The sequence below is a fragment of the Bartonella sp. LB28NMGDW genome, assembly GCF_042194435.1.
Taxonomy (GTDB): domain Bacteria; phylum Pseudomonadota; class Alphaproteobacteria; order Rhizobiales; family Rhizobiaceae; genus Bartonella; species Bartonella grahamii.
The window spans coordinates 1-1,171 of sequence record NZ_JBHIMX010000097.1; the positions used below are offsets into that span (position 1 = coordinate 1).

At 32.9% G+C, this 1,171-nt stretch carries 2 protein-coding genes; both read right to left on the reverse strand.

Features of this window, described 5'->3' with window-relative positions; translation table 11 throughout:
• Positions 1-112: 112 nt before the first annotated feature.
• Positions 113-865, reverse strand: coding sequence for a type IV secretion system protein (locus tag ACFIKG_RS09370; RefSeq protein ID WP_375652207.1), 753 nt, complete (start codon positions 863-865; stop codon positions 113-115).
• On the reverse strand, positions 862-1,005 hold the full coding sequence (locus ACFIKG_RS09375) for a TrwH protein (protein WP_273791745.1): 144 nt from the start codon (positions 1,003-1,005) through the stop codon (positions 862-864). The genes ACFIKG_RS09370 and ACFIKG_RS09375 overlap by 4 nt, the downstream gene beginning before the upstream one ends.
• Positions 1,006-1,171 lie beyond the last annotated feature (166 nt).

The following is a 1,171-nucleotide window of genomic DNA, read 5'->3' on the forward strand; positions in this document are numbered from 1 at the left end:
TGGCTTTGATAAAATCTTTGTGCCTCTTTGAATTGTTCGGATAGTACTGAACTTTCTACAGTGGCTTTTGTTTTTATGAAAAAAAAGCAAATCTTGTAAAGAGCTTTAGTGGCTAAAATCTTATTTGAGGCACACGTGTGAAGGCATTGTTCATAACTCTCTTATACAATATACGTTTTTGCATTTCGATAAGAAACTCTTCATTATTGCTTAAATTTCTGACCATTTGTAGCTTCGTATATTCATTTTGGAGTACCGCTGACATGTTTCTGATACGTGTTTGCAGCTCGAAAACTTCTCTCAGATCTTTTGTTTTATCTATATCTTTTAAGAAACCGGCAATTTGTGTAAAGCGGTTCTCTGCATCTTGGAAAGTTTGCAAACTTACAGCTTTATCGACAATTCCACTATATTGAAGACGCTTATTAAGCATATCGTATAGTATTTTATGTTCTATGTACGGGAGGATGACTCTCCACTCTTCTCCGTTAACTTCAGTTATAAGCTGTTCGAAATAAGGATGACCTTTGAAGTTTTTGCTATATAAACCCTTGTATGTTTTGTGGGTAGATGGGTAAAAAGGCGAATGTTTTAATAAAAATTTCGATAATTCTTCTCTTTTTATTTTTTTATTTCCTGTTATAGACTGATAGACTTTTTTCGTGTTTTCGATCTGGTCTTCGTTTGCTTTAATTTGTTGTTTTAACAAATCAATAATTTTCAGATATTCTGCTTCTGGAAAAGGGGGAGGAGTTTGGACAGTTGAACCTTGAGTTCCAGAACCCCAACTAAAGTTAGACGTTAGAGTTAAATTTATCATTCCCAAAAGGGTGATCATTCCCGCTATAATAAACCGCTTTTTCATCTGTCTCCTCGCTTAATTTCGGCAGGGATTGTTTTATTAATAGGCACACGGTTTCTATCATTTGGCTGTTTTAGCTTTGGTGCTAATGCACAAGCTGATAAAATGTTTGCAATCAAAATTACAAGAATGATCGACTTCATTTTAATGTGACTCTTTTTTACTATTATATGCATTCTGATGTTTGTTGTCATTATTATAATTTTGACACCAAAGTAAAGTGTATAGTTTGCGATAATTGATCTTTTCTTAATTTCATTTTTTAATTTATGAAAATAGCTCAATTTCAGTGCGAATATTTTTTACTGT

What these genes read in the sequence shown, in the direction of transcription:
- ACFIKG_RS09370 (WP_375652207.1), bottom strand. Translation starts at nt 865, where the DNA reads ATGAAAAAGCGGTTTATTATAGCGGGAATGATCACCCTTTTGGGAATG.
- ACFIKG_RS09375 (WP_273791745.1), bottom strand. Translation starts at nt 1,005, where the DNA reads ATGAAGTCGATCATTCTTGTAATTTTGATTGCAAACATTTTATCAGCT.